At 70.6% G+C, this 25675-nt stretch carries 27 protein-coding genes and 2 tRNA genes; 8 read left to right on the top strand and 21 right to left on the bottom strand.

What is annotated here, in order from left to right; translation table 11 throughout:
- Positions 1 to 59 precede the first annotated feature (59 nt).
- From clpX to ACXJKB_RS02425, 4 genes are all read right to left on the bottom strand, one after another.
- Positions 60 to 1340: an ATP-dependent Clp protease ATP-binding subunit ClpX gene (gene clpX / locus ACXJKB_RS02440; RefSeq protein WP_457185067.1), complete on the bottom strand. Its 1281-nt coding sequence runs from the start codon at positions 1338 to 1340 to the stop codon at positions 60 to 62.
- A gap of 152 nt (positions 1341 to 1492) precedes the next feature.
- Entirely contained in the window at positions 1493 to 2107 is a 615-nt protein-coding gene (locus tag ACXJKB_RS02435; protein ID WP_457185065.1) for an ATP-dependent Clp protease proteolytic subunit, read from the bottom strand.
- A 3-nt stretch (positions 2108 to 2110) separates the two neighbouring features.
- Complete coding sequence (locus tag ACXJKB_RS02430) at positions 2111 to 2716, bottom strand: ATP-dependent Clp protease proteolytic subunit (protein ID WP_457185269.1); 606 nt, start codon at positions 2714 to 2716, stop codon at positions 2111 to 2113.
- 119 nt (positions 2717 to 2835) lie between these two features.
- Positions 2836 to 3261 (bottom strand): MarR family winged helix-turn-helix transcriptional regulator, encoded by a 426-nt coding sequence (locus ACXJKB_RS02425; RefSeq protein ID WP_457185063.1) that lies wholly within the window; start codon positions 3259 to 3261, stop codon positions 2836 to 2838.
- Positions 3262 to 3285: 24 nt separating this feature from the next.
- On the opposite strand from ACXJKB_RS02425, the gene ACXJKB_RS02420 reads away from it, so the two are divergent.
- Positions 3286 to 4470, top strand: a complete 1185-nt coding sequence (locus ACXJKB_RS02420; protein ID WP_457185061.1) for a phosphotransferase — start codon at positions 3286 to 3288, stop codon at positions 4468 to 4470.
- Between the two features lie 55 nt (positions 4471 to 4525).
- Here the strand turns inward: ACXJKB_RS02420 and tig are convergent, their stop codons facing one another.
- From tig to ACXJKB_RS02365, 11 genes are all read right to left on the bottom strand, one after another.
- Complete coding sequence (gene tig / locus ACXJKB_RS02415) at positions 4526 to 5950, bottom strand: trigger factor (protein ID WP_457185059.1); 1425 nt, start codon at positions 5948 to 5950, stop codon at positions 4526 to 4528.
- 181 nt (positions 5951 to 6131) lie between these two features.
- Positions 6132 to 6204, bottom strand: a tRNA-Pro gene (locus ACXJKB_RS02410).
- 45 nt (positions 6205 to 6249) lie between these two features.
- A tRNA-Gly gene (locus tag ACXJKB_RS02405) sits at positions 6250 to 6323 on the bottom strand.
- 74 nt (positions 6324 to 6397) lie between these two features.
- A complete protein-coding gene (locus ACXJKB_RS02400) occupies positions 6398 to 7450 on the bottom strand; it encodes a PP2C family protein-serine/threonine phosphatase (RefSeq protein ID WP_457185058.1) in 1053 nt (350 codons plus the stop codon).
- Positions 7447 to 8361, bottom strand: a complete 915-nt coding sequence (locus tag ACXJKB_RS02395) for an Fpg/Nei family DNA glycosylase (RefSeq protein ID WP_457185055.1) — start codon at positions 8359 to 8361, stop codon at positions 7447 to 7449. The genes ACXJKB_RS02400 and ACXJKB_RS02395 overlap by 4 nt, the downstream gene beginning before the upstream one ends.
- Positions 8354 to 8887 carry a ribose-5-phosphate isomerase gene (locus tag ACXJKB_RS02390; protein WP_457185053.1) on the bottom strand — a complete coding sequence of 178 codons (534 nt, stop codon included), beginning with the start codon at positions 8885 to 8887 and terminating at the stop codon, positions 8354 to 8356. The genes ACXJKB_RS02395 and ACXJKB_RS02390 overlap by 8 nt, the downstream gene beginning before the upstream one ends.
- A 42-nt stretch (positions 8888 to 8929) precedes the next feature.
- Positions 8930 to 9613, bottom strand: coding sequence for a GAF and ANTAR domain-containing protein (locus tag ACXJKB_RS02385; protein WP_457185051.1), 684 nt, complete (start codon positions 9611 to 9613; stop codon positions 8930 to 8932).
- A gap of 164 nt (positions 9614 to 9777) precedes the next feature.
- Positions 9778 to 10653 (bottom strand): alpha/beta hydrolase, encoded by an 876-nt coding sequence (locus ACXJKB_RS02380; RefSeq protein ID WP_457185267.1) that lies wholly within the window; start codon positions 10651 to 10653, stop codon positions 9778 to 9780.
- On the bottom strand, positions 10653 to 11294 hold the full coding sequence (locus ACXJKB_RS02375) for an NADPH-dependent F420 reductase (RefSeq protein WP_457185049.1): 642 nt from the start codon (positions 11292 to 11294) through the stop codon (positions 10653 to 10655). The genes ACXJKB_RS02380 and ACXJKB_RS02375 overlap by 1 nt, the downstream gene beginning before the upstream one ends.
- Before the next feature lie 36 nt (positions 11295 to 11330).
- Positions 11331 to 13151, bottom strand: coding sequence for a methionine--tRNA ligase (gene metG / locus ACXJKB_RS02370; protein ID WP_457185047.1), 1821 nt, complete (start codon positions 13149 to 13151; stop codon positions 11331 to 11333).
- Positions 13152 to 13227: 76 nt separating this feature from the next.
- Positions 13228 to 13827 (bottom strand): mycothiol-dependent nitroreductase Rv2466c family protein, encoded by a 600-nt coding sequence (locus ACXJKB_RS02365; RefSeq protein WP_300046143.1) that lies wholly within the window; start codon positions 13825 to 13827, stop codon positions 13228 to 13230.
- A 79-nt stretch (positions 13828 to 13906) separates the two neighbouring features.
- Here ACXJKB_RS02365 and pepN point away from each other — a divergent pair, with 79 nt between their 5' ends.
- Together pepN and ACXJKB_RS02355 are read left to right on the top strand one after the other, a co-directional pair.
- Positions 13907 to 16483, top strand: a complete 2577-nt coding sequence (gene pepN, locus ACXJKB_RS02360; RefSeq protein WP_457185045.1) for an aminopeptidase N — start codon at positions 13907 to 13909, stop codon at positions 16481 to 16483.
- 80 nt (positions 16484 to 16563) lie between these two features.
- A complete protein-coding gene (locus ACXJKB_RS02355; RefSeq protein ID WP_457185043.1) occupies positions 16564 to 17202 on the top strand; it encodes a transcriptional regulator in 639 nt (212 codons plus the stop codon).
- 4 nt (positions 17203 to 17206) lie between these two features.
- Here ACXJKB_RS02355 and ACXJKB_RS02350 read toward each other — a convergent pair whose 3' ends face one another.
- Both ACXJKB_RS02350 and ACXJKB_RS02345 read right to left on the bottom strand, forming a co-directional pair.
- Entirely contained in the window at positions 17207 to 17590 is a 384-nt protein-coding gene (locus ACXJKB_RS02350) for a DUF5130 family protein (protein WP_457185041.1), read from the bottom strand.
- Positions 17577 to 17966: a hypothetical protein gene (locus tag ACXJKB_RS02345; protein ID WP_457185040.1), complete on the bottom strand. Its 390-nt coding sequence runs from the start codon at positions 17964 to 17966 to the stop codon at positions 17577 to 17579. Before ACXJKB_RS02345 ends, ACXJKB_RS02350 begins: the two co-directional genes overlap by 14 nt.
- Before the next feature lie 31 nt (positions 17967 to 17997).
- On the opposite strand from ACXJKB_RS02345, the gene ACXJKB_RS02340 reads away from it, so the two are divergent.
- Both ACXJKB_RS02340 and ACXJKB_RS02335 read left to right on the top strand, forming a co-directional pair.
- Positions 17998 to 19119 carry a mechanosensitive ion channel family protein gene (locus ACXJKB_RS02340; RefSeq protein ID WP_457185038.1) on the top strand — a complete coding sequence of 374 codons (1122 nt, stop codon included), beginning with the start codon at positions 17998 to 18000 and terminating at the stop codon, positions 19117 to 19119.
- A gap of 31 nt (positions 19120 to 19150) precedes the next feature.
- Positions 19151 to 19528, top strand: coding sequence for a globin (locus ACXJKB_RS02335; RefSeq protein WP_300046150.1), 378 nt, complete (start codon positions 19151 to 19153; stop codon positions 19526 to 19528).
- Here the strand turns inward: ACXJKB_RS02335 and ACXJKB_RS02330 are convergent.
- Together ACXJKB_RS02330 and ACXJKB_RS02325 are read right to left on the bottom strand one after the other, a co-directional pair.
- Entirely contained in the window at positions 19512 to 20372 is an 861-nt protein-coding gene (locus ACXJKB_RS02330; protein ID WP_457185035.1) for an acyl-CoA thioesterase, read from the bottom strand. The genes ACXJKB_RS02335 and ACXJKB_RS02330 overlap by 17 nt on opposite strands.
- Positions 20373 to 20454: 82 nt before the next feature.
- Positions 20455 to 20637 carry a hypothetical protein gene (locus ACXJKB_RS02325; RefSeq protein ID WP_457185033.1) on the bottom strand — a complete coding sequence of 61 codons (183 nt, stop codon included), beginning with the start codon at positions 20635 to 20637 and terminating at the stop codon, positions 20455 to 20457.
- Positions 20638 to 20773: 136 nt separating this feature from the next.
- Here ACXJKB_RS02325 and ACXJKB_RS02320 point away from each other — a divergent pair, with 136 nt between their 5' ends.
- From ACXJKB_RS02320 to ACXJKB_RS02310, 3 genes are read left to right on the top strand one after another with little or no spacing between them, the layout of a single operon-like run.
- Entirely contained in the window at positions 20774 to 21370 is a 597-nt protein-coding gene (locus ACXJKB_RS02320; protein ID WP_457185031.1) for a TetR/AcrR family transcriptional regulator, read from the top strand.
- 60 nt (positions 21371 to 21430) lie between these two features.
- A complete protein-coding gene (locus ACXJKB_RS02315; RefSeq protein ID WP_457185028.1) occupies positions 21431 to 22645 on the top strand; it encodes an acetyl-CoA C-acetyltransferase in 1215 nt (404 codons plus the stop codon).
- A gap of 35 nt (positions 22646 to 22680) precedes the next feature.
- Positions 22681 to 23181: a MarR family winged helix-turn-helix transcriptional regulator gene (locus ACXJKB_RS02310; protein WP_457185026.1), complete on the top strand. Its 501-nt coding sequence runs from the start codon at positions 22681 to 22683 to the stop codon at positions 23179 to 23181.
- Positions 23182 to 23318: 137 nt separating this feature from the next.
- On the opposite strand, the gene ettA is transcribed toward ACXJKB_RS02310, so the two are convergent.
- Together ettA and ACXJKB_RS02300 are read right to left on the bottom strand one after the other, a co-directional pair.
- Complete coding sequence (ettA, locus tag ACXJKB_RS02305; protein WP_300046161.1) at positions 23319 to 25001, bottom strand: energy-dependent translational throttle protein EttA; 1683 nt, start codon at positions 24999 to 25001, stop codon at positions 23319 to 23321.
- Positions 25002 to 25067: 66 nt separating this feature from the next.
- Positions 25068 to 25517, bottom strand: a complete 450-nt coding sequence (locus ACXJKB_RS02300; protein WP_457185024.1) for a single-stranded DNA-binding protein — start codon at positions 25515 to 25517, stop codon at positions 25068 to 25070.
- Between the last annotated feature and the right edge of the window lie 158 nt (positions 25518 to 25675).

Below are 25675 nucleotides of genomic sequence, written 5' to 3'. Positions count from 1 at the left end.
GTCGATGGCCCGGAATAGTCCGAAATGACTAGACCGTCATGGTCATGTCGGACCAGGGGTCAGGCGGACTTCTTCTTGCGGCCCTCGGCCTCGCGCGGGATGAGGGTCGGGGCGACGTCGTCCTCGACGACCTCCCGGGTGACGATCACCTTGGCGACGTCGCCCCGCGACGGGACGTCGTACATCACGTAGAGGAGGACCTCCTCGATGATCGCGCGCAGGCCGCGGGCGCCGGTGCCGCGCTCGAGGGCCGCCTCGGCGATCGAGTCGATGGCGTCGTCGGTGAACTCGAGCTCGACGCCGTCGAGGTCGAAGAGCTTCTGGTACTGCTTGACGAGCGCGTTGCGCGGCTCGGTGAGGATCTGGACGAGCGCCTCGCGGTCGAGCTTGTTCACGCTGGCGATCAGCGGCAGGCGACCGATGAACTCGGGGATCAGGCCGAACTTGGTGAGGTCCTCGGGACGCACCTGTCCGAGCAGGTCGTCGGACTCGCGCTCGGCGGCACCGCGCACCTCGGCGGTGAAGCCCAGCGACTTCTTGCCCACCCGCTGCTCGATGATCTGCTCGAGCCCGGCGAAGGCACCACCCACGATGAAGAGGATGTTGGTGGTGTCGATCTGGATGAACTCCTGGTGCGGGTGCTTGCGACCGCCCTGCGGAGGCACCGACGCGGTCGTGCCCTCCAGCATCTTGAGCAGGGCCTGCTGGACGCCCTCACCGGAGACGTCGCGCGTGATCGAGGGGTTCTCCGACTTGCGGGCCACCTTGTCGATCTCGTCGATGTAGATGATGCCCGTCTCGGCCTTCTTGACGTCGTAGTCGGCGGCCTGGATGAGCTTGAGGAGGATGTTCTCGACGTCCTCGCCGACGTAGCCGGCCTCGGTCAGCGCCGTGGCGTCCGCGATCGCGAAGGGGACGTTGAGCATCCGCGCGAGGGTCTGCGCGAGGTAGGTCTTGCCACAGCCCGTGGGCCCGATCACCAGGATGTTGGACTTCGCGACCTCGACCACGTCGTCCTTCGCCTTGCCGCTGACGGGCTGGAGGCCGGCCTGGACGCGCTTGTAGTGGTTGTAGACCGCGACGGCGAGGGACTTCTTGGCGTGCTCCTGGCCGATCACGTAGGAGTTGAGGAACTCGAAGATCTCGCGGGGCTTGGGCAGCTCCTCGAGGCTGACCTCGGCACCCTCGGCCAGCTCCTCCTCGATGATCTCGTTGCACAGCTCGATGCACTCATCGCAGATGTAGACGTTGGGGCCAGCGATGAGCTTCTTGACCTGCTTCTGGCTCTTTCCGCAGAAATTGCACTTGAGCAGGTCGCCACCGTCACCGATACGTGCCACGAGTCGTGTCCTCCAGTCTCACCGGGAAAGGCCCCGGCACTCCACACCTTGCGCTGAGCTGCCTTGCAGTGGGCCGTACGACGGTACCCCGGGCCGGCCCCCGTCGGGGGCCGGACACGGGATGTCGTCGACCATCATTTCGCGGCCTCGGCTCACCGTCCCGCGAGGGCCGGGGCTCCCTTGCGGGACTCGATGACCGCGTCGATCAGTCCGTACTCGACCGCCTGCTCGGCGGTCAGGATCTTGTCCCGCTCGATGTCGGCGCTGACCTGGTCGATGGACTTGCCCGAGGAGTCGGCGATCATCTGCTCGAGCAGCTCGCGCATGCGGAGGATCTCGTTGGCCTGGATCTCGATGTCGGAGGTCTGGCCGAAGGTGCCCTCGGTGTAGGGCTGGTGGATCAGGATGCGGCTGTTGGGCAGCGCCATCCGCTTGCCCTTGGCACCGGCGCCCAGCAGGATCGCCGCCGCCGAGGCCGCCTGCCCCAGGCACACCGTCTGCACGTCGGGCTTGATGAAGCGCATCGTGTCGTAGATCGCGGTGAGCGCGGTGAACGAGCCACCGGGGCTGTTGATGTAGATGCTGATGTCGGTGTCGGGGTTCATCGTCTCCAGGCACATCAGCTGGGCGATGACCGCGTTGGCCACGTCGTCGCTGATCGGCGTGCCGAGGTAGATGATGCGCTCCTCGAACAGCTTGGCGTAGGGATCGATGCGGCGGAAACCGTAGGAGGTCCGCTCTTCCCACTGCGGGATGTAGTAGTTCATGTGTCAGTCCTTGGTCCGGGCCGGGCGGCCCTCGTCGGCGGCTTCGCGGGCGTTGGTGACGACCTTGTCGACCAGGCCGTAGTCGACGGCCTGGTCGGCGGTGAACCACCGGTCACGGTCGGCGTCGGCGACGACCTGCTCGACAGTCTGGCCGGTGTGGTCGGCGATCAGGTCGAGCAGCACCTTCTTGATGTGCAACGACTGCTGGGCCTGGATCTTGATGTCGGAGGCGGAGCCACCCATGCCCGAGGAGGGCTGGTGCATCATGATGCGGGCGTGCGGCAGGGCGTAGCGCTTGCCCTTGGTGCCGGCACAGAGCAGGAACTGGCCCATCGAGGCCGCCAGGCCCATGCCCACCGTCGCCACGTCGTTGGGGATGTAGTTCATCGTGTCGTAGATCGCCATGCCGGCGTCGACCGAGCCGCCGGGGCTGTTGATGTGGAGGAAGATGTCTGCCTCCGGGTCCTCCGCGGAGAGCAGGAGGAGCTGCGCGCAGATCGCGTTGGCGTTCTGGTCGCGCACCTCCGAGCCGAGGAAGACGATGCGCTCACGGAGGAGTCGCTGGTAGATGTGGTCGTCGAGGCCATACATCCCACCGGCGCCGTTCATCTCGGGCGAGAGGGCTGGGCTGGAGTTCTGGTTCACGCTGGCGACACTAGCCGGAAGGACGGACACTTCCACGCGCTGACCCACCCTGTTCGCCCACAGCGGATTCGGGCCCGGCACGCTCAGTCGAGCGCGACCTCCTCCAGCACCTCGCGGAACACCCGCCACCGCTCCGGACCCACCTGCGCGGCCCACGCCTCGTCGCAGGCAGCCAGCACCGCCGCGGAGCGGGCGAGGGCGTCGCGCCCGGCAGCGGTGATGCGTACGACGCGGGCGCGGGCGTCGTGGTCGGCCACCGACACCTCCACCATCCCGAGCGCCTCGAGCTGGCGGACGAACTGCCCGCACCCCTGCGTCGTCATCTCGGCGCACTCGGCGAGCTCGCTGATGGTCAGCCCGTCCGCCGGGAGCCACTCCAGGACGCGCAGCTGGGACGGCCGCAGGTCCGGCGCCTCGACGGCGAGGCGCTCGCGCAGCTGGGCGAACACCATGCCCATCAGCATCGGCAGGTGCGGCCGGGCGGCCGGGAGCCTCTTGACGCGAGTCATGAAAGCAACTTACCTTCTATGATCATGAAAGCAACTTTCACGCTGTCGCCCGGGGTCGACCGGCGTGAGGTGCTCGGCGCCGACGACGTCAGCGACGCCGAGCTCGAGGCGATGGTCGCCGACCTGTGGGACGTACCGACGGTGCGGTTGCACGACTCCACGGCCGAGCCCGTCGCCTACGACGTCCCGTCGATCCTCACCGGCGCCCGGACGTGGGTCCGTGGCCGTGCCACCGCCGGGGCGGACACCGGCCCCGACGGCGAGGGCCGGGAGTTCACGTTGTTCGTCAAGCGGGTGCACAACTGGCGGCACTCCCCCGCCTTCGCCGGCGTACCGCCCGAGATCGGCGAGTGGGCGGCCGCGTCGCTCCCGTGGCGCGCCGAGCCGCTGGTCTACGGCTCCGACCTGCGTGAGCGGCTTCCCGAGGGGCTCTCGATGCCCCGGGGGCTGCGGGTCGAGGAGCGCCCCGACGAGACCGCCGTCATCTGGATGGAGGCTGCCGACGCCGGCCCGGTGCCGTGGGGCCCCGACGACAGCGTCCGCGCGGCCCGCCTGCTCGGCCGGCTGTCCGCCAGCCGGGCGGTCGCCGCACTGGCGGACATCGACCCGCAGCCCTGGCACATCGACAGCTTCGTCGCCGGTCGGTTGGCCTTCACCGTGCTCCCCGGCCTGCACGACGAGGCCACGTGGCGCCACCCCGCCGTCGCCGAGCACTTCGGCGGCCTCCGCGACGGCCTGCTGGCGGCCGCCCGCCACCTCGACGTCCTGGCTCAGGAGTTCGCCGCGTCGCGCCACCTGGCCGCGCACGGCGACGCCTGCCCCAACAACCTGCTGCGCCGCGCCGGCCAGCCGGGCTTCACGCTGATCGACTTCGGCTTCTGGCGGTCCCAGCCGGTCGGGTTCGACCTGTCCCAGCTGCTGGTAGGCGACATCCAGATCGGGCGGCAGGACGCCGACGACCTGCCCGAGCGCGCGGCCGCGTGCGTGGCGTCGTACGCCGCCGGGCTCGCCGACGAGGGGCTCGAGGTCCCGCTGGAGGAGGTGCGGCGCGGCCACGCGGTGAGCCTGATGCTGTTCAACGGCCTGCCGAGCCTGCCGCTCGAGCGGCTCGACGACCCGGACACCGACGCCCTCGACCACTGGTCGCGCCAGCGGGCGGCGATCGCCCGCTACGCCCTCGACGTGCTCGCCGACACCGAGCCCGGCTAGACGACGACCGGCGCCCACCCGGGAGGGGTGGACGCCGGTCGTGGAGCGGAGCGGGTCAGGCCTTCTCGGCCTCGTCTGCCTCGTCGGACTCGTCGGTGCTCTCGTCCGCGCTCGCCTCGGCGCTCTCCTCGGTGCTCTCCTCGACGGGCTCACCGATGGTGCCGTCGGGACGCAGGTTCTTCAGCTCGACCACGTTGCCCGAGGCGTCCTTGACGGTCGCCGCCTCGACGATCGTCGCGAGCGCCTTGCCGCGCAGGATCTCCTGCACGAGCTCGGGGATGTGGTTGTGCTCGAACATGTGGTTGGCGAACTCCTGCGGGTCCTGCCCGGACTGCTGGGCACGCCGCACGAGGTGCTCGGAGAGCTCGGCCTGGTCGATGCCGAACTCCTCCTTCTTCGCGATCTTGTCGAGGATGAACTGGGCGGCGACGGCGTCGCGGACCCGGCGGTCGAGGTCGGCCTCGAACTCCTCCTGGGTCTGGCCCTCGTCCTCGAGGTACTTCTCCATGGTGATGCCGGCCATCGCCAGCTGCTGCTCGACGTTCTGGCGACGGGCGTTGAGCTCGTCGGTGACCATGACCTCGGGGAGCGGGATGGAGACCTTCTCGAGCAGGGCCTCGAGGACCGCGTCGCGGGCGGCGGCGGCCTGCTCGAGGCGCTTGCCACGACCCAGGCGCTCGCGCACGTCGGCGGTGAGCTCCTCGACGGTGTCGAACTCGGAGGCGAGCTGGGCGAACTCGTCGTCGTACTCGGGGAGCTGCTGCTCCTGCACGGCCGTCACCGTGACGGTGACCTGGACGGGCTCGCCCACCAGGTCGCCACCGGCGAGCTCGGAGTCGAACGTCGCGTCGCCGCCGGCGGAGAGGCCGACCAGGGCCTCGTCGAGGCCGTCGATCATGCCGCCGCGGCCGACCTTGTAGGACATGCCGGTGACCTCGCCGCCCTCGACGGTCTCGCCGTCCTTGGAGGCGACCAGGTCGATGGTGACGAAGTCGCCGTCGGCGGCCGCGCGCTCGACCGGCACGAGGGTGCCGAAGCGCTCACGCAGCGCCTCGACCTGCTCGTCGACGTCGGCGTCGCTGATCTCGACGTCGTCGACGCTCGCCTCGAGGCCGTCATAGGAGGGCAGCTCGAAGTCGGGCTTGACGTCGACCTCGGCGGTGAACTCGAGGGACTCGTTGTCCTCGAACTTCGTCACCTCGATCTCCGGCTGGGCCAGCGGCTCGAGGTCGTGCTCCTGCAGCGCAGCCATGTACTGCTGCGGGACGACGGCGTTGATCGCCTCGTCGAGGACCGGACCACGGCCGACCTGGCGGTCGATGACCGCCGGCGGGACCTTGCCGCGGCGGAAGCCGGGGACGTTGATCTGCTTCGCGATCTTCTGGTACGCCGCGTCGAGGCTCGGCTTGAGCTCCTCGAAGGGCACCTCGACGGTCAGCTTGGCCCGGGTGGGGCTCAAGGTCTCGACGGCGCTCTTCACAAATGTCTCCTGATGCTGAAGGTATGTGGGTGACCACACGGGGAAAGGAGCGGCACTGCCAGGGCACGGGGCCCGGCGACCGCAAACCGCGCCAGTCTATCGAGGGCACGGGCACAGGCCGAATCACGCCCTGGCCTGCCGTTCGAGGCGCGGGGACTGCGTGACGGGTGGGGCCAGAGGGTCGGGGCGACAGGACTCGAACCTGCGGTCTCCTGCTCCCAAAGCAGGCGCGCTAGCCACTACGCTACGCCCCGCCAAACGGACTCCGACGCCCCTGCGTGGGGCACTCGCAGCCTGTCTGGAGCGGATGACGGGAATCGAACCCGCGTAGCCAGTTTGGAAGACTGGGGCTCTACCATTGAGCTACATCCGCGCGCGTCCCGGCGAGGTGTCCCGCCGGTGCGGGAGTCATGGTGCCACACGCGCGAGCGTGCGCCCCAACCCGGCTCAGCGCCGGTGCACCAGGAGCAGCGCGCGGTCGTCGTTGCGGGAGCCGAGCGCCTCGACGAGCCGGGTGGCGCCGCCCTCGAACTCGCCGCGCAGCAGCCGTTCGGCCTGCCCGAGCATCCGGTCGATGCCGAGGGCGATGTCACGGTTGCGGGTCTCGACCATGCCGTCGGTGTAGAGCAGGAGCGCGTCGCCGCGGCGGATCTCCCCCGAGACCGCGGAGAAGGTGGCCCCGTCGACGAGACCCAGGACGGGTCCCTCGGACTCGAGCACCTCCCACCGGCCCGACCCGGCGTGGCGCAGGGCGGCCGGCGGGTGGCCGGCGCTGCGGATGTCGTAGTGGCCGGTCGTGAGGTCGAGCGAGAGGTGGATCGCGGTGGCGAACCCCTCGTCCCAGTCCTGCTGGAGCAGGAACCGGTTGGCGCCGTCGAGGAACTCGCTGGGCGGCAGCGCGCTCAGCAGCCCGCCCAGGGCCCCGCACAGCAGGAGGGCGCGGGTGCCGGCGCCCTGTCCCTTCCCGGAGACGTCGACGACCGCCACCTCGAGACGACCTTCGACGCGCGAGGCGACGACGAAGTCGCCCGCGAACGGGGTGCCCCCGGCCGACCGCAGCTCGCTGGCGGCGTACCACTCCGCGGGCAGGTCTGGGATCCCGCCCTGGCGCAGGATCCGGTCACGCAGGTCGACGAACATCATCTCGCCCTGGATGCCGGCCACCCCGAGGCGCGAGCGGCGGAAGGAGGACAGCAGCACCACGAACCCGAGGCTGAAGATGATGGCGACGGTGAGGGCGATGCGGACGTTGATGTCCTGGCTCGGCACGACCAGGGCCAGGACGAGGAGCACGAAGAGCACGAACCACGGCAGCTGTCGCGGACCGAGCACCAGGCTCGACAGCACCATCGGCACCAGCAGGGTCACGAGAGGGACGTACCGGTCGAACAGCCAGATGGCGACGCCGATCAGCAGCGTCGCGACGACGAGCAGCACCAGGGTGCGCGACCCCCGCGGGACCAGCCGGGTCGCGGCTGCACGGAGCGATGGAGAACTCATGCTCGAGCCCCTCCTGCTCTCCCAGTCCCCTTGGTGGGAGATCGTAGGGCCCGCGACCGGAACTTCGGCTGACATTTGGGGCACCAGAACGAGTTGCGTCCCGCCAGCTCCCCCGTTCGCACGGTCGTGCCGCACACCAGGCAGGGCAACGACGTACGCCGGTAGACGTAGACCTCGCCCCCGTGGTCGTCCTTGCGGGGCGCCCGACCCATCGCCTCGGGCGTGTGCTCGGGGCGCACGGTGTCGATCCGTCCGGTGCGCACGCCCTCGGCCATGAGCGCGACGAGGTCGGCCCACATCGCCCGCCACTGGCTGCTGCGCAGCGTGTTGCCGGGGCGCAACGGGTGGATGCGGTGCCGGAAGAGCACCTCGGCGCGGTAGACGTTGCCGACACCGGCGAGGACCTTCTGGTCCATCAGGAGGTCGCCGATGGCGCGCGGGCTCGCCGAGATGCGCCGCCAGGCCAGGTCGGGGTCGGCGTCGGGTCGCAGCGGGTCGGGCCCGAGGCGGCCGAGGACCTCGGCGCGCCGGGCGGCGCCGACCAGGTCGCAGATGATGGCGCCGCGCAGGTCGGCGTACGCCGTCGGGAGCGGGTCCGTCGGGTCGTCGAGCGTGACCATCCGCAGCCGCACCGCGCCGACCGGGTCGGGCACCCCGTCCGCGCCGCCCTCGACCCCCGTGTGGACGTCGAACTGGCCGATCAGGCCGAGGTGGACGTGAACGAAGCGGTCGCCCTCGTGCTCGAGGAAGAGGTGCTTGCCGGCGGAGTCGGCGCCGATGACCAGTGACCGGTCGAGCTGCTCGGCGTCGGCGGCGAAGCGGCCCTGCGGCGACGACACCCGGACCCTGCGGCCCGCGAACGCGGCGGTGAGGTCGTCGGCCAGCTTGCGAAGGGTGTGGCCCTCAGGCATCCGTGCGGTCGCGGGACGCGTCGGTGCCGGGGCCGCGTAGGGCGGACTCCGGCAGCGGCGGCAGCTCCCCCGTCTCGTCGTAGGTGGAGAGCTGGCCGATGCGACGCACGTGGCGCTCGTCGCCGGAGAAGTCCGTGGAGAGGAAGACCTCGACGAAGCGGGTCATGTCCTCGACCGGGTGCATCCGCCCGCCGACGGAGACGACGTTGGCGTCGTTGTGCTCGCGGGCCAGCGCCGCGGTCTCGTCCGACCAGGCGAGCGCGCACCGGATGCCCTCGACCTTGTTGGCCGCGATCTGCTCCCCGTTGCCGGAGCCGCCGATCACCACCCCGAGGCTGTCGAGGCCCTCGGCGCGGTCGGCGGCCACTCCCTCGGCCGCCCGGAGGCAGAAGCAGGGGTAGTCGTCGAGGGCGTCGTAGACGAACGGTCCGTGGTCGACGGCCTCGTAGCCGTGGTCGACCAGCCACATCAGGAGGTGGTCCTTCAGCTCGAGGCCGGCGTGGTCGGAGCCCAGGTGTACGCGCATGGGGAGGAGTTTGGCAGAGGCGGACGGGCGGGACCGAGGGGACTACGGCGCGTTCGCCTCGTCCACGAGTTCCTGTGCGATGGCGCGCAGCTTGATGTTCCGGTGCGACGAGGCACGGACCAGGAAGGCGAAGGCGCGGTCCTCGTTCATCTCGTAGCGCGCCATGAGGATCCCGATGGCCTGGCCGATGACACGGCGCGTCTGCAGTCCCTCGGTGAGACCTGCGCGCTCCTGCGCGTGTCCGAGCGCAATGGCTGCGTGGGTGGCGAACAGCCCAGCGAGCGCCCGTGCGTCACCAGTCACCGCGTCGGAGATCGTGGAGTAGAAGCTGATGCCACCCAGGGTGTTCTCGTCGAGGTAGAGCTTGACCGCCATCTGGGACCGGACACCTGCCTCGAGGGCTTGGGGCACGTACCGGGGCCATCGCTGTTCGTGGTCGAGGATCGACACGGACACCGCGTCGGTGCCCTGGAGCACCGCGGAGCACGGGCCTTCGCGCAGCGCGTACTGCACGGCATCGAGCCGCAGGACGAGGTCGCTCGTGCATGCCTCGGTCTCGATCGTGCCCTGCTTCTCGACCGTGGAGATGCCTGCGTGGTCGAACCCCGGCACGGAGTTGCAGGCCACCTCGACGATGGTCTGCATGGTCTCGTCGAGGCTGCGGGGTTTGTAGAGGGTCCGCGCTGCCTCGGCGATGGACTGGGCGAAGTCGGATGACGTGAGCACGGGGACTCTCTCGGTGCGCTGGAAGTGAGGCACACAGAGAGGCGCTCGTACGAGCCCTGCAGACCATCCGTCGGCTCGGAGGTGAGTCGGGCGGCTCTGCCAGTGTACTCCGCGGACGGGCCCTCTCCCGACGTGCGCGGATCCGTTCGCCAGGCCGCCGCCGCTCAGCTCGCCGTGAGGTGCTGGTCAAGCCAGCCGGCCACCTGGCGCACCAGCGGCTCGGAGGCGGTGAACGTCGCGTGCCGCCAGAAGCCGTGGGTCTGGCCCAGGCAGCGGATGCCAACGACCTCGACGCCCGCCTCGGCAATCCGCCGGGCGAGCTCCTCCCCCTCGTCGCGCAGCGGGTCGGCCTCCGCGGTGGCGACGAAGGTGGGCGGCAGGGTGTGGAGTCGGTCGGAGAGCAGCGGCGCGAGGTCGGGGTCGTCGTAGTCGGCCCCGGTGCGGGCGTACTGCTCCCAGTACCAGGTCGCCTCGGCCGGGTCGAAGCCCGACTCCTCCCCCTGCCGCCACGACGGGTAGCCGGCGCGCGGGTCGAGGAAGGGGTAGACGAGCGCGACCGCGCTGAAGAAGCCGGGGTTGCGCAGGGCGGCGACCAGGGCGAGGTTGGCGCCGGCCGAGTCGCCGTGGGCGGCGTACGGCCCGGGCGGGCCCTCGCGGCGCAGCCAGCCGACGACCGTGTCGAGGTCGTCGGGCGCTGCGGGGAACGGGTGCTCGGGCGGTCGGCGGTAGTCCACGCTCAGCACCGCGCGGCGACCCCGGTTGGCCATGCGCCGGGAGATGCCGTCGTGGACGTCGATGTCGTTGAGCACGAAGCCGCCGCCGTGCGCGTGCACGACGAGACCAGGCACGGGGTCGGCAGGCAGGTAGAGCCGGCACCGCACCCCGTCGGCGTCGACGTCCTCCACGGACGAGACGTCCTCGCGTGGCAGGCGCAGGTTGGCGAGCCGGGCCTCCTCGCGGTGCGCGGCGAGGTCGAAGCCGGGCGCGCCGAGGCCGCCTCCGGCGTCCGCTGCCACCGCGGCGCGGACCTCGGGGTACATCACGACGGTCGCACCACCTTGAGGTTGAACTCCGCCGTCCCGAGGGCGCCCATCAGCCGCAGCCACAGCGGCAGCCACATCTCGGTGCCCCGCGCGGTCTCGATCCCGCCGAGGTCGATCACGTCGCGGTGACCGAGCTGGGTGAGCAGACCTGTCACCAGCCGCTTGGCGTCGGCGTCGTCGCCGCTGACGAACACGGTCGTCGGCTCGGGCAGCCGGTCGGGGTGGACCATCAGCTCGGCGGTCAGGGTGTTGAGCGACTTGACCACGCGGGTGTCGGGGAACGCGCGCTGCAGCTGCTCGGCCAGCGAGTCGGTGTCCTTGACGGCCAGCGTGGGCGGGAACCCGGCGGAGAAGTCGAGCGGGTTGGAGATGTCGAGCAGCACGGTGCCGGCGAGGTCGCCGGCCTGCCCCAGCAGGTCGAGCGCGGCCAGTCCGTTGCCGGCGTGCACGACGAGCTCGGCACCCGTGGCGGCCTCGGCGAAGGTGACGAGCTCGACGCCCGGCAGCTCCGTCCAGCCGTCGCGGGCCCGGGTGGCCGCGGGGTCGCGGGTCCCGAGGCGGACGGAATGCCCGAGCTCAGCCAGTCGTGGGGCGATCGCGCGACCCACCGAACCGGTGCCGAGGACTGCGACCTGCATGACGACCTCCTGGGGATCGGTCAGGGACGGGATAGCTCAGAGGGAGGCCGCGCGGGCCAGCTCCTCCTCGACGACCGACGGGTCGAGCTTGGTGAAGACCGGCGTCGGCTTGTCGACCTTCGCGCCGACCACGACCGGCCGCGACTCCCACGCGGGCGTCGAGGTGTACTCGCCGGTGATGACGGAGTACGACGTGTGCCCGGCGCCGTTGTCGGGCTCGAGCTCGTCGACCTGCTCGATGCGCGGCATCGGCATGAACTCGCCCTCGCCGCCGAGGACCGTGTGCACCTTGTTGGCCGCGTGGGGCAGGAACGGCGACAGCAGCGTGTTGCAGTCGCTCACGCACTGGGCGGCAACGTGGAGGACCGTGCCGAGGCGCTCGCGCTGCGCGTCGTCCTTCATCTTGTAGGGCTCGGTGACCGTGAGGTACTTGTTCACCTCGCCGACGACCCGCATCGCCTCGGCGATCGCGGCCCGGAGCCGGTGCTTCTCGACCAGYTCGCCGACCGACGTGAAGCCGTCACGGACCGTCACGAGCACCTGCTCGTCGACCTCCTCGAGCGGGCCGGCTGCGGGGATCTCGCCGAAGTTCTTGGCGATCATCGTGGCGGTGCGGTTGACCAGGTTGCCCCAGCCGGCGACGAGCTCGGAGTTGTTGCGGGTGACGAAGTCGGCCCACGTGAAGGCGGCGTCGGAGGTCTCCGGGCCAGCGGCGCAGATGTAGTAGCGCAGCGCGTCGGGGCTGTAGCGGGCGAGGAAGTCACCCACGTAGATGACGTTGCCCCGGCTGGTGGAGAACTGCGAGTCGCCGAACGTCAGGAACTCGCTGGAGACCACCTCTGTCGGCAGGTTGAGCGTGCCGAAGGGGCCGGGCTCGCCGCCCTTGTCGCCCGCACCGTTGTAGGCCAGCAGCTCGGCCGGCCAGATCTGGGAGTGGAAGACGATGTTGTCCTTGCCCATGAAGTAGTAGGACTCCGCCTCCTGCCCTCCATCAGGCGCCGGGTTCCACCACTCGCGCCACTTGTCCGGCTCGCCCAGACGACGGGCCCACTCGATGGAGGCCGAGAGGTAGCCGATGACGGCGTCGAACCAGACGTAGAGCCGCTTGGTCGGCTGGTCCTCCCACCCCGGCACCGGGATCCCCCAGTCGATGTCGCGGGTCATCGCCCGCGGCCGGATCTCCTTGAGGATGTTCTGGCTGAACTTGATGACGTTGGGCCGCCACAGGCCGGTGGCCTCGCGCTGGTCGAGCCACTCCCCCAGCGCCTCGGCGAGCGCGGGCAGGTCGAGGAACCAGTGCTGGGTGTCCTTGAACTCAGGGGTCTCGCCGTTGATCTTCGACCGCGGGTCGATGAGGTCGGTCGGGTCGAGCTGGTTGCCGCAGTTGTCGCACTGGTCGCCGCGCGCCTCCTTGTAGCCGCAGATGGGGCAGGTGCCCTCGATGTAGCGGTCCGGAAGGGTGCGCCCGGTCGAGGGGCTGATCGCGGTCTTCGTCGTCTCCTCGACCATGTAGCCGTTGCGGCGGCAGGTCTCGAACATCTCCTGCACCACGGCGTAGTGGTTGCCGGTGGTGGTGCGGGTGAAGAGGTCGTACGACAGCCCGAGTCCGCAGAGGTCGTCGACGATCACCTGGTTGTACTTGTCGACCAGCTCGCGGGCGGGCAGGCCCTCGTTGTCGGCCAGCACCAGGATCGGGGTGCCGTGCTCGTCGGTGCCGCTGACCATGAGGACGTCGTGGCCCGCCATCCGCATGAACCGGCTGAAGACGTCGGAGGGCACGCCGAAACCGGCGACGTGGCCGATGTGGCGCGGGCCGTTGGTGTACGGCCAGGCGACGGCAGACAGGACACGGGTCATGGGCGCAAGCCTAGTGACCGGACGCCACCCGGTTTCCCCGGGTGGCGTCCGTGATCAGGTCGGGCGACCGGGTGGGTCAGCTGAAGTCGAGGTCGCCGGTGCGCGAGCGCTTCAGCTCGTAGAAGTAGGGGAACTTCGCGACGGCGACCGCGCCGTCCCACAGCTCACCGGCCTCCTCGCCGCGCGGGATCTTGGAGAGGACGGGGCCGAAGAACGCGGACCCGTTGATGTGGATGGTCGGGGTGCCGACGTCGTCACCGACGGGGTCCATGCCCTCGTGGTGGCTCTTGGCGACGGCGTCGTCGAGCGACGCGTCGTCCCAGGCCTCGATCAGGTCGGCCGGGAGGCCGACGTCGGCGAGCGACGCGGCGACGGTCTCCTTCGAGAGCTCCTCGCCGTTGTTGTGGCGCCGGGTGCCGATGGCGGTGTACCAGTCACCGAGGGTCTTGTTGTCGTGGTCCTCGGCGATCTTGATCGCGACGCGGACGGGCTTCTCGGTGCCCTGCAGCATCTCGCGGTAGCCGTCGGGGATGTCCTTGTCCTTGTTGAGGTAGGCCAGCGACATCACGTGCCACTGCACGTCGATGTCACGGACCTGCTCGACCTCGCGGATCCAGCGCGAGGTGATCCAGGCGAACGGGCAGAGCGGGTCGAACCAGAGGTCAGCGGTAGCCATGTCCACAACAATTCCTCGCCCCGGCCACCTATTCCCCACCGATGCGTGCGCCACCACACCCCGGTGGCAGGATGCCGACATGCCTGGAACCAACCTCACCCGGGACGAGGCCGCCACCCGCGCCGCCCTCCTGGACGTCACGGCGTACACCGTCGACCTGGACCTGACGTCAGCCACCCAGCCCGAGGCGGCCACCTTCGTCTCCACCACCACGCTCGAGTTCACCTGCCGCGAGCCCGGGGCCGGCACCTTCGCCGACCTGGTCGCCCCCACCGTCCGCGAGATCACCCTCAACGGGCGCAGCCTCGACCCCGCCACGGCGTACGCCGACAGCCGCATCGCGCTCGACGGCCTCGAGGAGACCAACACGCTCGTCGTGACCGCGGACTGCGCCTACTCCAACACCGGTGAGGGCCTGCACCGCTTCGTCGACCCGGCCGACGACAAGGTCTACCTCTACAGCCAGTTCGAGGTGCCCGACGCCCGCCGCGTCTTCACCACCTTCGAGCAGCCCGACCTGAAGGCCGTCTTCACCTTCAACGTCACCGCCCCGTCGCACTGGGTCGTGGTCTCCAACGCCGCGACGCCCGAGCCCGAGTCCGCCCAGGACGGGCAGGGCGGCGCGTCGACCTGGCGCTTCCCCACCACCAAGCGGATGTCGACCTACATCACCGCGATCGTGGCCGGTGAGTACCACGGCGAGTTCGACACCTACGAGGGCAAGTTCGGCACCATCCCGCTCGGCCACTACTGCCGCCAGTCGCTCAAGGAGCACATGGACACGGCGGAGCTGGTCAAGCTCACCAAGCAGAGCTTCGAGTGGTTCGAGGAGCAGTTCGACTACCCCTACCCGTTCGGGAAGTACGACCAGCTCTACGTCCCCGAGTACAACGCCGGGGCGATGGAGAACGCCGGCTGCGTGACCCTGCGCGACGAGTACCTCCCCCGCAGCCGCCAGCCGCGCTCGTTCTTCGAGTTCCGCGCCTCGGTCATCACCCACGAGATGGCCCACATGTGGTTCGGCGACCTCGTCACCATGAAGTGGTGGGACGACCTCTGGCTCAACGAGTCGTTCGCCGAGTGGGCCTGCTACTGGTGCGAGGCCAACGCCACCGAGTTCGACGACGCGTGGACCGGCTTCGCCAACGCCCGCAAGCAGACCGGCTACCGCGCCGACCAACTGCCCTCGACGCACCCGATCGCGGCCGACAACGTCGACCTGCACGCGGTCGAGGTCAACTTCGACATGATCACCTACGCCAAGGGCGCCTCGGTGCTCAAGCAGCTCGTCGCATGGGTCGGCATCGACCCCTTCCTGGAGGGCCTGCGCAGCTACTTCAAGGAGTGGGAGTACGGCAACCCGGAGTTCAAGGACCTGCTCGCCACCCTGGAGAAGTCCTCGGGTCGTGAGCTGCAGGGCTGGGCCCAGGAGTGGCTGCAGACCGCGGGCGTCAACACGCTCGCCCCGTCCTTCGAGCTCGACGCCGACGGCGCCTACACGGCGTTCGCGGTGAGCCAGACGGCCCACGAGGACTGGCCGACGCTGCGCCGGCACCGGCTCGGCATCGGCCTCTACGACACTGTGTCCGAGGGTGATGGCGACGGCCGCCTGGTGCGTCGCGACTACGTCGAGATCGACGTCGAGGGCGCGAGCACCGAAGTTCCGGAGCTCGTCGGGGTGAAGCAGCCGGCGCTGCTGCTGCTCAACGACGAGGACCACGCCTACGCCAAGATCCGCCTCGACGAGCGGTCGCTGGCGACCGCGATCGCGTCGCTGTCCACCTTCGAGGACTCGCTCCCGCGTGCCCTCGTGTGGGGTGCCGCGTGGGACATGACCCGCGACGGCGAGATGCGCACCCGCGACTGGGCCGACCTGGTCCTGGCCAACATCGGGCAGGAGACCGACGCGTGGGCGGTGACCCGGATCCCGGCGTCCACCGCGCTGGCGATCAACTTCTACTCCGACCCCGCGCACCGTCCCGAGCTCAAGGCGACGTGGGAGACCGGTCTGCGCGAGCTGCTGCTCGCCGCCGAGCCCGGCAGCGACCACCAGCTCACCTTCGCCCGGTCGTACGCCGGCGCCGCCCACAGCGACGCCGCGGTCGGCGACCTCATCGGCCTGCTCGACGGGTCGTTCGAGGTCGACGGACTGGCCATCGACCAGGACATGCGCTGGGCGCTGATCACGGCGCTCGCCAAGCAGGGTCGCTTCGGCGACGCGGAGATCGACGCCGAGCTCGAGGTCGACAAGACCATCTCGGGCAAGGAGCAGGCCGCCGCGGCCCGCGCCGCGCAGCCGACGGCGGAGGCCAAGGCCGCCGCGTGGGACGCGCTCCTCGACCCGTCGACGCCCAACGAGACGTCGCGGGAGATCGCGTTCTCGATCTTCCGCTTCGGCCAGGAGGACGTGCTCGCGCCCTACCTCGAGAAGTTCCTCGCCGCGTCGGAGACGCTTGTCGACACGCTGGGCTTCCACAAGGCCTCGACGATCCTCGAGTACGGCTTCCCCAAGCCGCTCGGGTCGGAGGCCACCCTCGGCCGGCTCGACGAGTGGCTCGCGGACAGCTCGGCGCCCAAGCAGGCGCAGCGCTACGTCGGCGAGGCGCGTGCCGAGATCGCCCGGGCGCTGGCCGCCCAGCAGCACGACGCGCGCTGATCCTCGCGCTCAGCAAGGTGGAGGCCTGAGGTCACGGTGTGACCTCAGGCCTCCCCGCATCTCACCGGGAGGCTGCCCACGTGCCGGACCCAGCGTCGCCAGCCGCCGCGTTGACCCTCCACGCCGTACGACTGCTGGGGTTCGCGGACACGGACCGCGTCGCGGCGCGCTACGGGCTCGACCGCGACGGCACCGCGGACCTCCTCGAGGACTTCCGGGCCGACGGCTGGGTGCGGAGGAGCGAGTTCGCGGGCACCGCCGGTTGGTCGCTCACCGACCTGGGTCGGGCGGAGGACGAACGCCTCCTCGCCGACGAGCTGGCCGCCTCCGGGGCTCGCGGGACGGTGACGGAGGTGCACGAGCGCTTCGTGCCGCTCAACGACCGCTTCCAGGCCGCGGTCACCCGGTGGCAGCTGCGACCGGTCGGCGGCAGCTCCTTCGTCGCCAACGACCACACCGACTTCCGCTGGGACGACCGGGTGATCGCGTCACTCCGGTCGGTGGGGCGTCGACTGGGTGCGCTGGAGGACGACCTCGTGCGCGCCCTTCCGCGCTTCGCGGGCTACGCGGCGAGGTACGACGCGGCGATGACGCGCGTCGTCGCCGGCCAGCACCAGTGGGTGGACGGCGTGGCCACGGACTCGTGCCACCTCGTCTGGATCCAGCTCCACGAGGACCTGCTCGCCACCCTCGGCCTGGAGCGCGGCGACGGGCGCTGAGCCGTCAGGCGTGGAGGGTCGTCTGCGGCCGCGCGTGCTCGGCGAGCATCGCGATGCCACGCTGGAGGCCGACCAGCATGTTGCCGGCGGCGAACTCCGACGCCATCTCCAGGACGGCCAGCTCGACCTCGGCGTCGGTCAGGTGGCGGCGCACCTCGCCGCCCGTGACGACCTCGATGACGCGGCGGCGCGGGTCGGCGAGCACCAGCACGCTCCGGGCCGGCACCACGAGGCGGTTGTGGAGGCGGGTGGCCCAGGCACGGGTGTCGTCGCCCTCGACGGGGCCGACGTAGACCGAGAACTCGAAGCGGCAGGTCTGCTCGGCGAGACGGATCGTCTTGTCGAGGGCCAGCCGGTCGGACTCGGTCAGCGCGTCACCAGCGGCCACTTGCGCCACCCGCCCGGGAGTCCTGGCCGTCGGGCGCCGGGAGCTCGGCGACGCCCTGGCGGGGTCCGCCGATCCACTGCGGCTCGCCGGCCGAGTAGTCCGGCAGCAGCTTCTCGCCGCGGACCATCGAGGGCAGGTAGACCGCGACCGCGATCAGCGCGAACAGCAGCAGAGGGAGCCCCAGGTACAGCCCGAGGGCGTGCAGCGGGTCGAGCTCGAAGGGCTGGGTCTGGCCGCCCCAGCCCTCCGGCACGTCGGCGTGGGCCGGCGCGGAGAGCAGGACGAGGACGGCGCCGGCGGCCAGGGCCGAGACGCGGCCCGTCCGGCGGACGTGCGTGCTGCGGGGCGAGCTGGAGGGCCTGACGTGCGTGGTCACGGGCAACAGGGTATCGCCCATACTGGCGGGCATGCCTCACCCCCTCACCACCCCGTTCATTGCCATGACCGAGGCCTCCGGGAGCGAGACCAACCCCTGCGACGCCGGCGAGGACCTCTGCAACCTGACGTACGAGCAGACGGGCGACTCCACGCTCGCGACGGCCGCCGACTGGGTCGTCGGAAAGCCGTCCGCCCTCCTGGGACTGATCCTGATCGGACTCGTGGTCCGGTGGCTCCTCCACCGGCTCATCGACCGCATCGTCCGGAGGGCCGAGCACGGGATGCTGCCCAACCGCGTCAGCCGTGCCATCTCGGGCGGCCGGATGGGAGCAGCCCTCAACCTGAGCGAGGACCCCGGCTACACGCGACGGGTCCAGCGCGCGGCCACGATGGGGTCGCTGCTGAAGAGCATCGTCACCGGCGTGGTGCTCACCGTCGTCACGCTCATGTTCATCGCCGAGCTCGGCTACGACATCGCGCCCCTCATCGCCAGCGCCGGGATCATCGGCGTGGCCATCGGCTTCGGCTCGCAGGCGCTGGTCAAGGACTTCCTCTCCGGCATCTTCATGATCTTCGAGGACCAGTACGGCGTCGGCGACGAGGTCGACCTCGGTGAGGCCGCTGGCACGGTCGAGGCCGTCAGCCTGCGCGTCACGCGGCTGCGCGACGTCAACGGCACCGTCTGGTACGTCCGCAACGGCGAGATCCTCCGCGTCGGCAACATGAGCCAGAACTGGGCCCGCACGGTCCTCGACGTGGGCGTCACCTATGCCGAGGACCTCGCCCACGTGCAGCGGGTGCTCGCCGACGTCGCGCACGACCTCTGGGACGACGAGGACTTCAAGGGCCGCGTCATCGAGGAGCCCTCCGTGTGGGGCGTGCAGGAGCTCGGCCCTGACGGCGTGCTCGTGCGCGTCGCCCTCAAGACCGCTCCCCTCGAGCAGTGGGCGGTCGCCCGCGAGATGCGGCAGCGGATCAAGGCGCGCTTCGACCTCGAGGGCATCGAGGTCCCGTTCGCCCAGCGCGTGCTGTGGATCCGGGAGCAGGAGCGCCCCCACCCCTCGCTCACCGACGAGGAGGAGCAGCCCCCCGCCCGGGGTCCGGCGCAGACCGAGGCCGAGGTCGCCCCCACCGGAGAGACCCCGGCCTGAGCCCGCTGGGGCGGCACGGGAGGATGGTGGCGTGACGACCACCTTCTACGAGGAGATCGGCGGCGAGCAGACGATCCGCACGATCGTGCACCGCTTCTACGCCGGCGTGGCCGACGACGAGCTGCTGCGCCCGATGTACCCCGAGGAGGACCTCGGACCTGCCGAGGAGCGGTTCACGCTGTTCCTGATGCAGTACTGGGGCGGCCCGACGACGTACGGCGACACGCGGGGCCACCCGCGGCTGCGGATGCGCCACGCCCCGTTCAGCGTGACGCCCGATGCCGCGCAGCGTTGGCTGGTGCACTTCCGGGCCGGGCTCGACGAGGCCGGGCTCACCGAGGAGCAGGACGCGAGGTTCTGGGACTACGTGACGCACGCGGCCCAGTTCATGGTCAACTCGATGGAGTGACGGCACCGACCATGTCGCGGAACTCCGCGGGCACCGGCGCCGGTCGTCCGGTCGCGCTGTCGATGCACACGCCGACCACCTTCGCGCGGGCCAGCACGTCGTCGCCGTCGCGGACGACGGACTCGAACACGACCGACGTGCTGCCGATGTGCGAGACCCAGGTCGAGCAGTCGTAGGGCTCGGCGCGGAAGAGGATCGGGCGCCGGTAGTCGACGTCGGTCTGCGCGACGACGAGGTGGTAGCCCTGGCCGAGCTCGCGCCCGCTGGCGACCATGAGCTGGATGCGCGCCTCCTGGAAGTACTCGAAGTACTTCACGTTGTTGACGTGGCCGTAGACGTCCACGTCGCTGAAGCGGACGTGCACCGGGTAGTGCCCGCCCGGCACGTCGACGACCTGCGGCGCGGCAGGCGGTCGCACCGGCTCGTCCGGCTCGAGCAGGCGGCCGAGCGACTCACGCTCCTCGGCGTGGAGCCGGCGCGGCCGCTCGGTGGCGAAGACGTACGGGGTGAGCACCGTACGCGCCCGGAGGAACACGGTGCGCTCCCCCGCCTCGTCCTCCTCGAAGACCTCGTAGGCCATCGTGAAGCTCGCGGCGCGGATCTCGGTGACCCAGCACTCGATCGAGACCGGTTCGAAGCCGAAGGTCAGCGAGGACACGTAGGTCACCTCGTGCCGGACCACCACGACGCCCTCGGCCAGGTCCTCGGCACGGCTGTCGGGGGCGTGGGTGCGGAACATGTCCACCCGCGCCTCCTGGAGGTAGTCGACGTAGGTGACGTTGTTGACGTGGCCGAGCAGGTCGAGGTCGGCCCACCGGAGGGGACAGCGATAGAGGTGCCGCACGCCCCGATCGTCGCAGACGCGGACGTTCGGGGCGTGGCGGTGTCAGTCAGTGGCCGGGAGCGGCTACCCGTCCTCCCGGCGCTCAGGCGGCGAAGTGCAGGCGGCCGTAGTAGGTGGGGATGGACTCGTGGCGGGCCTTGCGGTCGCTGCGGGTCTCGCGGAGCGTGGCGGGGACGGCGACCGCAGTCAGCGCGACGGCGGCCAGGGCGGCGATGCCGACGAGGACCAGGAGGGCGATGGCGGCGGTGGGGTCGATGAGCTGCATGTTCGGTTCCTTTCTACAGGTGTAGAACTTCTACGTATGTAGAAGAATACGCCGCACCGCGAGGATCGCAAGTCGGGCCGGTAGTGTCCTGCGTCACCGCCGATCCCGACTCCGGTCGGCGCCCGAGGAGGACACCGTGAGCCCAGCGCGCGAGGAGCTGTCGCCGCGTCGCCGGCAGATCCTGGCGGCAGCGACGACGGTGCTGGCGCAGCAGGGCAACCGCGGGCTCACCCACCGCGCGGTCGACCGCGAGGCGGGGCTGTCCGAGGGGAGCTCGTCGGCCTACTTCCGCACCCGCGACGCCCTGCTCCTCGCCCTGGGGGACGTCGTCGCGGACCGGCTGGCCGCCGACGTGGCCGCGCTGGGCACACGGCTCGCGTCGTGCCCCGGCGACCACGAGCGCGCCGTCGCGGAGGTCTCCCGGCTCTTCTCGCGATGGCTCGGCGAGCCCGACCTGCTGGCCGCCCGGCTCGAGCTGACGGTCGCGGCCACCCGCGACGCGGCCCTCGCCGAGCGCTTCACGCAGTGGCGCGACGACCTGGTCCGCACCGTGCGCGGCGTGATGGAGGCGGCGGACGAGGACGGGGGCGCCTCGGCCGAGACGCTCGTCGCGGCGCTGGACGGCGTCCTGCTCGCGTCGCTCCTGCTCCCCCAGCGGCGGCGTCGTGCCTTCGTCAGCGCGAGCGTCGAGCAGCTGCTGTCGGGGCTCGGACCCCACCCTGCGGAGACCTGAACCCGGTGCCGCACTAGGGTGCGGAGAGACCGTGCAACCGCCCAGTAACCGGAGTTCTCCATGCCCGAGGCAGTGATCGTTTCCGCAGCGCGCACCCCCATCGGCCGCGCCAACAAGGGCTCGCTCAAGGACTTCCGTCCCGACGACCTCACCGTCCTCGCCGTGCAGGCCGCGCTGGACAAGATCCCCGGCCTCGACCCCACCACGATCGAGGACCTGCTGCTCGGCTGCGGGCTGCCGGGCGGGGAGTCGGGCAACAACATGGCGCGCGTGGTGACCACCCTCCTCGGCCTCGAGGTCCCCGGCGCGACGGTCACCCGCTACTGCTCGTCGTCGGTGCAGACGACGCGGATGGCGTTCCACGCGATCAAGGCCGGCGAGGGCGACATCTTCGTCTCCGCCGGCGTCGAGACGGTCTCCCGCTTCGCGAAGGGCACCTCAGACCACATCCCCGACACCCGCAACCCGCTCTTCGCCGACGCCGGCGCGCGCACCGCGGAGCTCGCGAAGGGCGGCCAGGACTGGCACGACCCGCGCGAGGACGGCCAGCTGCCCGACATCTACGTCGCGATGGGCCAGACCGCCGAGAACGTCGCGCGGCTCCGCGGGCTCGACCGCAAGGAGCTCGACGAGTTCGCCGTCCGCTCGCAGAACCTTGCCGAGAAGGCGATCGCCGACGGCTTCTGGGAGCGCGAGATCACGCCGGTCACGACGCCCGACGGCACGGTCGTCAGCAAGGACGACGGCCCGCGCGCCGGGGTGACGTACGACGCCATCGCCGGCCTCGACCCGGTGTTCCGCCCCGACGGCGTCGTCACGGCCGGCAACTGCTGCGCGCTGAACGACGGCGCGGCCGCCGTCGTCGTCATGTCCGACACCAAGGCGGCCGAGCTCGGCCTCACCCCGCTGGCGCGGATCGTGTCCACCGGCGTCTCGGGCCTCTCCCCCGAGATCATGGGCCTCGGCCCGGTCGAGGCCACCAGGAACGCGCTGAAGTACGCCGGGATGAGCATCGGCGACATCGACCTCGTCGAGATCAACGAGGCCTTCGCCGCCCAGGTCGTGCCGTCCTACCAGGACCTCGGCATCGACCTCGACCGGCTCAACGTCAACGGCGGCGCCATCGCCGTGGGCCACCCCTTCGGCATGACCGGGGCCCGCCTGCAGAACACGATGCTCAACAGCCTCGACTGGCACGACAAGTCCACCGGCCTGATCACCATGTGCGTCGGTGGCGGCCAGGGCATGGCGATGATCCTCGAGCGGATCTCCTGAGCCGTTCTGGCCCCGACTCGCACTACGCTGGCCCCATGACAGGGACGGGGGAGCCGCGATGGCTCGACGACGACCAGCAACACTCCTGGCGTGCCCTGATGATGGGGATGACGCTCCTCGAGGAACGTCTCGACGACGACCTGCGGCGTGAGTTCAGCATGTCGCTGACCGAGTACGAGGTGCTCGTCCGGCTGTCCGAGCGACCTGGCCGGGCGATGCGGATGGCCCAGCTCGCCGACGCGATGGCGCACTCGCGCAGCCGGGTGACCCACACCGTCGCGCGCATGGAGGCGGTCGGCTACGTCACCCGCGGCACCACGCCCGAGGACGGGCGCGGCGTGGTGGCGACCATGACCGAGCAGGGCTACGACCTGCTCGTGCGCGCGGCGCCGTGCCACGTCGAGAGCGTACGACGCAACATCCTCGACCTCGTGCCGGCCGAGGACTTCGCCGCCGTGGGCCGGGTCTTCGACCGGGTGTCCGACCACCTAGTCAACCGGCACCCGGAGTCGGAGCTCCGCAGCACCGCTGGTTGAGGAGGTCGCGCAGCGACCGTCACGAAACCGGGGTCTCGATACGGCCCTTGCGCGACCTCGTTCCTCGGTCGCGGGGCCACTCGACCTGGCCGAGCCCACGCCTCCCGCTCGTTCCTCGCGGGCGGCTGCTCGTCACATCAGTCGCGGGTGAGACGGCGGTGCGTGACCCGGTGCGGGCGCGCGGCCTCGATGCCGAGACGCTCGATCTTGTTCTCCTCGTAGGCCGCGTAGTTGCCCTCGAACCAGAACCAGTTGGCCGGGTCCTCGGCGTCGCCCTCCCACGCGAGGATATGGGTCGCCACGCGGTCGAGGAACCACCGGTCGTGCGAGGTGACCACGGCGCAGCCGGGGAAGTCGAGCAGCGCGTCCTCGAGCGAGGACAGGGTCTCGACGTCGAGGTCGTTGGTGGGCTCGTCGAGGAGCAGCATGTTGCCGCCCATCTTGAGCGTCAGCGCGAGGTTGAGGCGGTTGCGCTCACCACCGGACAGCACGCCGGCCTTCTTCTGCTGGTCGGGGCCCTTGAAGCCGAACGACGCGACGTAGGCGCGGCTGTTCATCTCGAAGTTGGCGACCTTGATGAAGTCGAGCCCGTCGGACACGACCTCCCAGACGTTCTTGTTGGGGTCGATGCCGCCGCGGCTCTGGTCGACGTAGGAGATCTTGACGGTCTGGCCGACCTTCAGGGTGCCCTCGTCGGGCTCCTCCTGGCCGGTGATCATCCGGAAGAGCGTGGTCTTGCCGACGCCGTTGGGGCCGATGACGCCGACGATGCCGGCGCGGGGCAGCTTGAAGGAGACGTCGTGCATGAGCGTGCGGCCCTCGAAGCCCTTGCCGAGCTTCTCGGCCTCCAGCACGATGTCGCCGAGGCGCGGACCGGCGGGGATGTTGATCTCGGAGGTGTCGATCTTGCGCATCCGGTCGGCCTCGGCCGCCATCTCCTCGTAGCGCGCGAGACGGGACTTGCTCTTGGTCTGGCGGGCCTTGGCGTTGGAGCGCACCCACTCGAGCTCGCGCTCGAGGACCTTGGCGCGCTTGGCGTCCTTCTGGCCCTCGATCTTGAGGCGGTCCTTCTTGGTCTCGAGGTACGTCGTGTAGTTGCCCTCGTAGGGGTGCGCCTTGCCGCGGTCGAGCTCGAGGATCCACTGCGCGACGTTGTCGAGGAAGTAGCGGTCGTGGGTCACGGCCAGGACGGCGCCCGGGTAGGACGCGAGGTGGCCCTCGAGCCACTGGACGGACTCGGCGTCGAGGTGGTTGGTGGGCTCGTCGAGGAGCAGCAGGTCGGGCTGCTGGAGCAGCAGCTTGCAGAGCGCGACGCGGCGGCGCTCACCACCGGAGAGGTTGTCGACGAGGACGTCCGGCGGCGGGCAGCGCAGCGCGTCCATGGCCTGGTCGAGGCGGCTGTCGATGTCCCACGCGTTCGCGTTGTCGAGCTCGGTCTGCAGGTCGCCGGTCTCGGCCATGAGCGCGTCCTGGTCGGCGTCGGGCTCGCCCATCTCCATGTAGGCCTCTTCGAGGCGCTTCATCTTGCCCTTGATCTCGCCGACGGCCTCCTCGACGTTCTCCAGGACGGTCTTGCCCTCGCTCAGCGGCGGCTCCTGCTGCAGCATCCCGACGGTCGCGTCGGGGTCGAGGATCGCGTCGCCGTTGTTGGCGTGGTCGAGCTGCGCCATGATCTTGAGCAGCGAGGACTTGCCCGTGCCGTTGGGTCCGACGACGCCGATCTTGGCGCCGTGGAGGAACGAGAGGGTGACGTTGTCGAGGACGACCTTGTCACCGTGGGCCTTGCGCACATTGCGCAGTGTGAAGACGTACTCAGCCATGCGGGCGAGCCTACGGGGAAGCGCCCCTGCGCCGACAATCGCACCCGTCGACCCCGACGGGACGGCTCACGCCGCCCGGGCCGGCTGCTCCGCCACGCCCGCGTCGTCGACCACCGGTGCAGCGACGGGGGTGCTCACCGACGGGCTCGCGGGCTCCGCCGGGGCGCTGGGCCGGGTGAGCACGGTGGTGCCGTGCGAGAGGTCGTGGCCCACCGCCGTGGCGACGACCTCGAAGGACGTCTGCGGCTTGCCGTCGCGCTCCCAGACGTCGGCCACGAGCCGACCGTGCACGACGACGGGGTCGCCGCTGGCGAGCGAGGACGCGACGTGGCGACCGAGGCGGTTCCACGCCTTGACGGTGTGCCACGAGGTCGTGCCCTTCACCCACTCGCCGTCGAGGTATCGCGTCGGGGTGCAGGCCATCCGGAAGGTGACGACGGCTCGTCCGTCGGTCAGCTCGCGCAGCGTGACCTCGCCGCCGATCCAGCCGGCCAGGGTGATCTGGGTGTCGTTCATCGAGGTGCCTCCTGGTGTCCGCGGCAGCGGGCCTGCCGCGCTGCCTCCAAGGCTCAGGGCGAGGACCGACACGACCGGTCCGGCGAGGTGAGGTCCTGTGGACGACGCGCGGACCGCGGCGCCTGTGGACGGCTGGTGGCCAGCGACCGGCTCATCGA

The organism is Nocardioides sp. P5_E3 (assembly GCF_054049275.1).
The sequence above is the reverse complement of the archived record's forward strand: the minus strand, read 5'-3'. Positions and strand labels throughout refer to the sequence as shown.